The organism is Caballeronia sp. M23-90, assembly GCF_053574605.1.
Genome location: NZ_JBSIPA010000518.1, coordinates 1 through 4408 on the forward strand (window position 1 = coordinate 1; position 4408 = coordinate 4408).

Sequence of the window (4408 nt, forward strand, 5' to 3'; positions counted from 1 at the left end):
CGTCATGCGCGACGCAATGGCTTGTCCTGCTGCGTCGTCCGCGGCGCTGTTGATGCGCTTGCCCGACGACAGGCGGGTGATTGCCGACGACAGCGCGCTCTGCGTGCTGCCCAGGTTTGCTGAGCGACCAGCGAGTTGATATTGCTGTTAATACCGATCATTTGGATTTCTCCTGAAAAAGCTATGTGAGCTAAAAGGGCTGTTTTTGGCTACTACGCCGTCCTGTTGCCTGGCGGTTCCGAGCGTGTTAGCCGGCCGCCTACTTGGGTTAGCGGCCCCTCACAAAAAACTTGAGGAATTCGAAAATCATTTGTAGAAGGAATGCCTTGAACGCTGGAGATAGTCTTGCCGTAAGGGGTTTGCAATGGCACGCCGCCTGCGGGCATGCAGATTCACGGGTATTCTTTTTCGCAGCATTCCCTTGATTGCACATGTCAGGAGCCACCATGCAACACCGCACCATCGGTACCTCGGACCTCAAGGTCGCGCCGCTCGTCTTTGGCGGCAACGTGTTCGGCTGGACCGCCGACGAACGCACGTCCTTCTCCCTTCTCGACGCTTTTGTCGACCACGGCCTCAATTTCATCGATACCGCCGACGTCTATTCGGCCTGGGTCGAAGGCCACCAGGGCGGTGAATCGGAGACGATCATCGGCAAGTGGCTGAAGGAGAGCGGCAAGCGCGACAAGGTCGTGCTCGCCACCAAGGTAGGCATGCTGAGCACGCGGCCGGGGCTGTCGGCGGCGAACATCGAAGCGGCCGTGAACGACTCGCTCAAGCGGCTCAAGACGGATTACATCGACGTCTATTTCTCCCATCTCGACGACGATAAAACGCCGCTCATCGACACGCTCGGCGCCTATCAGAAGCTGATTGCAGCCGGAAAGGTGCGGGTGATCGGGGCATCGAACTACACGGGCGACCGGCTGGAAGAGGCGCTGAAGATCTCTCAAAAGGAGGGCATTCCGGGTTATCAGGTGCTGCAACCGGAATACAACCTCTACGATCGCGCAGGTTACGAAGGCGACCAGGAGCCGGTCGCGGCGGCGCATAAAGTCTCTGTGGTGACGTACTACAGCCTGGCGAGCGGTTTCCTGAGCGGAAAATACCGGTCCAAAGCCGATACGGAGAACGCTGCGCGCGGTTCCAAGGTCTCGGGCTATCTGAACGATCGCGGCTTGCGGATCATCGATGCGCTCGTCAAGGTCGCCGACCGCCACGGCGTCGCGCCCGCTACAATTGCGCTCGCATGGCTGATCGCACGTCCAAGCGTGACAGCGCCGATTGCCAGCGCGACTTCGGTCAAACAGCTCGAAAATCTTGCCGAAGCGACGCGCATCACGCTCGAGTCTGAAGACATTGCGTTGCTGACGGAGGTCAGTGATCCGGCGTAAGTTTTCGCATAAATACCTGAAAAACTTCGGATTTTCATGGAGTTGCGCCCCGCAAACCGGCTTTGCGGGGTTGGCGATACGTCGACGATCTGATAACATCTCGCCCGAATCGAGATTTTTGCCCGATGACGCCGCAGCTTTTCGCGACGTCTGGCGGCCCGAAGTGCGCTGTTCCGGATTCCAGGGAATGCGCATGCCGTGATCGGCGGTGAAATCCCACCTCTCTCTTTTCCGGCCTCCGTGGCCGCTTTGCTCGTGTTCGCCGCGTTGGGTGGACGATCGGAGTGCCGGCGCGCGGCGTAAGCCCGTTTGGTTACGCTTCGCCGCGCAGTCAGAAAAACGTATTAGCGATTTAGGACTTCCATGACCACTATTGTTTTGAAAGAAAATGAGCCGTTCGACGTTGCGATCCGTCGCTTTCGCCGGACCATCGAAAAGAACGGCCTGATCGCCGAACTTCGCGAACGCCAGTCGTACGAGAAGCCGACGACAGCACGCAAGCGCAAGAAAGCGGCTGCAGTTAGCCGCCTGCGCAAGCGTCTGCGCAGCCAGATGCTGCCCAAGAAGCTTCACTGATTCTTGGCATGTTGCGGCCTCAGTCTGGGCCGCAACAAAGCAAAACGGCGATGCTGCCCGAAAGGGTTGCATCGCCGTTTTGCTTTGTGTTCTGCTTTGCGCTTCGTGTTTTGCTTTGTACTTTGTGGCAGCCGTGCTGTGCTTTTCAGACGAAGGCGTGGCGCTCCGCCAAGCGAGCCAGGACCTGCGGCCATTCGTCGACGCGGAAGTCGTCATGAACTTCTTCCAGCTCGATCAGCAGCTCGGCAATTTCAGGATCGTAGGCATTCACGTTGGATGCATACAGCGCCCGCAGTAGCGATCCGTCTCTCGCGTTCCGGTAGTACGAGATACCAATGCCTTCAATGTCCGGCTGGTACACGTCGTCAGCAATCAGCGACCCGATAGCGCATTTGCGGCCGTCGCTGCTGCGAAGCCGGCACGAACCGTTGTCATCCTCCGACACGGCCCGCTGCGTGAGCAGATGCGCGCTCACGCGTTCGTAGATGTCTCTTGCCGTTAACATTGCGTTACTCGTTGTTCTAATTGATGCATTTCCTGGAACCTCGACGGAGCCAGGCAGTGTCCTTGCGCTCAAGCCGCTGACTTCAACCGTTCCGCCGACAGATTGAACTGGCGTGCAATCGATGCAAACCGCTCGCGCCATTCCCATTTGCCGAATACGTCGTGCACGTTCTGCAGGCATCTGAGCAATTCGACGGTAGTCGGGTCGTAGACATTGATGTTCGAGCGCAACAACGCCCGCTTCAACGCTGTCACACCGACATCCATGTACGAAGGCACAGACTCGGGACCTTTGTCGATGTAGCGGATAGGCACGCCTTCCATCGCTGTCATGTAGTCTCGCGGCTTGATGAAGCTGCCTACTGGACAGCCGCCGCAGTATCCGCGATATGCGCCGCCGCCTCGCGGCAGCAAAGCTGCCTGACCCTGGCCAAACAAGTGGTGCACGGCGCTATCGAAGATTTCCTGATGCGTCAAAAAGTTGAGGTTTTTCATTCTGCTTTCCCCTGCACCGACATCGCGGCGCTTCGTGGGTGTCATCAAACAGCGTTATCAGTATCGGACGCGATTCGGGTCGTCTTAGCGCGGTGAGCCACACAATCCGCGTTTTTCGATTCGCCATTCGCTTTCCTGCAATACCGCCCGCCAGGACCAAGCACGCTTCGGCCAGCCTCACATCGCGACTGACGGCAAATAAGCCGTTCACGCGCTGCAAAACCAGTTCGCACTTAATTTATAGCGGTTCTTCCCGGTAAAAAATGGGTGCTGGCACTCAGTAGGTCGCAATTTTGACATGCTGCCCGGGTTTCTGCACGGCCGGTGGCCAGCCGACGCGGCTTTGTAGTAAAGGCTCCAGAGCGTTTTCTACCCGCCAAAAAGCATTGCCGTCGGGATTTTCCCTGAGGATGCCTTAAACAACGAAGTTTGTTGCGAAAACGCAATATCTGAGCTGCAAACCCGTGGCAATGAATTTCTTAAACTGATGGCTTTTTGGCGGATGGACGCTTTGCACTCGGTAGAGCGTAGTCCGAACGGCAGAAACAGGCGGCTTCGTGGTCGTTGACCATGCCGGTTGCTTGCATGAAGGCGTAGCACGTGGTCGATCCGACGAACGTACAACCGAATTTCCTCAGCGCGCGACTCAATGCGTCCGATATTTCCGTGGAGGCCGGCGCGTGCGAGTACGAAGCGCGCGGAGTGTCGACAGGCGTGCCGCCGACAAACGACCACACGAATGCCGCGAAGGAGCCGTGCTCAGCCTGAATTCGCTGTACCGCGCGAGCGTTGGCGACAGCGGATGCGATCTTCGCCCGGTTGCGGATGATGCGGGCGTCGAGCAGGAGTTTGGCTGCATCGTTTTCCGAGAAGGCGGCAACCCTGTCTATATTGAAGTTGTGAAACAGCGTCTTGTAGCCCTCGCGCTTGTTAAGAATCGTTGACCAGGACAAGCCGGCCTGAGCGCCCTCGAGCACGAGCATTTCGAAGAGATGACGATCGTCGTGCGAGGGGACGCCCCATTCCGTGTCGTGATAGTGGGCGAGGGCCGGCGTGCTCACCCAGCCGCAGCGGTGCGGCTCGGGAGTTTCGCTGGGCTGGGCTGATCTCTTAGGTTTTGTCATGGCTGATTCAGGGATGCATGGTGAACGTTCGATCAGCATAGGCGGAAGGCTTTGCGCGGAACAGTCGGCCGAATGGCATGGTCGGTGATGCGGTCTTGCGTTCAAGTGGTATCCCATTCGGCTGAGTGGCGGTGCCGGCGCCGGGCCGTTAAGCTTCCGGCATGACTAATTCAAACCACTCCTACTCTTATCTGATCGGCGTCGATGGCGGCGGCAGCGGCACGCGTGTTGTCCTGGCCGACGCAAACGGCGTCGAACTCGCTCGTGCATCGGGTGGACCTTCAGGGCTTGGACTTGGCGTCGAGCGCGCCTGGA

Annotated in this window: 5 protein-coding genes and 2 pseudogenes; 3 read left to right on the plus strand and 4 right to left on the minus strand. The window is 58.2% G+C overall.

Translation table 11 applies throughout. The features are described from left to right. A pseudogene (locus ACRXB1_RS31485) lies at window positions 1-161 on the minus strand (flagellin N-terminal helical domain-containing protein); the annotation flags it as partial. Window positions 162-446: 285 nt separating this feature from the next. Here ACRXB1_RS31485 and ACRXB1_RS31490 point away from each other — a divergent pair. Together ACRXB1_RS31490 and rpsU are read left to right on the plus strand one after the other, a co-directional pair. After that, a complete protein-coding gene (locus tag ACRXB1_RS31490; protein WP_449494267.1) occupies window positions 447-1394 on the plus strand; it encodes an aldo/keto reductase in 948 nt (315 codons plus the stop codon). A 363-nt stretch (window positions 1395-1757) separates the two neighbouring features. Next, on the plus strand, window positions 1758-1970 hold the full coding sequence (gene rpsU / locus ACRXB1_RS31495) for a 30S ribosomal protein S21 (RefSeq protein ID WP_031357080.1): 213 nt from the start codon (window positions 1758-1760) through the stop codon (window positions 1968-1970). A gap of 145 nt (window positions 1971-2115) precedes the next feature. Here rpsU and ACRXB1_RS31500 read toward each other — a convergent pair whose 3' ends face one another. The 3 genes from ACRXB1_RS31500 to ACRXB1_RS31510 form a co-directional block, all read right to left on the minus strand. Further along, on the minus strand, window positions 2116-2475 hold the full coding sequence (locus ACRXB1_RS31500) for a hypothetical protein (protein ID WP_061998263.1): 360 nt from the start codon (window positions 2473-2475) through the stop codon (window positions 2116-2118). 68 nt (window positions 2476-2543) lie between these two features. After that, window positions 2544-2969: a hypothetical protein gene (locus tag ACRXB1_RS31505; RefSeq protein WP_449494268.1), complete on the minus strand. Its 426-nt coding sequence runs from the start codon at window positions 2967-2969 to the stop codon at window positions 2544-2546. 479 nt (window positions 2970-3448) lie between these two features. Next, a complete protein-coding gene (locus tag ACRXB1_RS31510) occupies window positions 3449-4093 on the minus strand; it encodes a DNA-3-methyladenine glycosylase I (RefSeq protein WP_449494269.1) in 645 nt (214 codons plus the stop codon). A 161-nt stretch (window positions 4094-4254) separates the two neighbouring features. Here ACRXB1_RS31510 and ACRXB1_RS31515 point away from each other — a divergent pair. Then, a pseudogene (locus ACRXB1_RS31515) lies at window positions 4255-4408 on the plus strand (BadF/BadG/BcrA/BcrD ATPase family protein); the annotation flags it as partial.

Excerpts from the sequence above, each read along its gene's own strand:
- ACRXB1_RS31505 (WP_449494268.1), bottom strand. The coding sequence starts at position 2,969 with ATGAAAAACCTCAACTTTTTGACGCATCAGGAAATCTTCGATAGCGCC.
- ACRXB1_RS31490 (WP_449494267.1), top strand. The coding sequence starts at position 447 with ATGCAACACCGCACCATCGGTACCTCGGACCTCAAGGTCGCGCCGCTC.
- ACRXB1_RS31510 (WP_449494269.1), bottom strand. The coding sequence starts at position 4,093 with ATGACAAAACCTAAGAGATCAGCCCAGCCCAGCGAAACTCCCGAGCCG.
- rpsU (WP_031357080.1), top strand. The coding sequence starts at position 1,758 with ATGACCACTATTGTTTTGAAAGAAAATGAGCCGTTCGACGTTGCGATC.
- ACRXB1_RS31500 (WP_061998263.1), bottom strand. The coding sequence starts at position 2,475 with ATGTTAACGGCAAGAGACATCTACGAACGCGTGAGCGCGCATCTGCTC.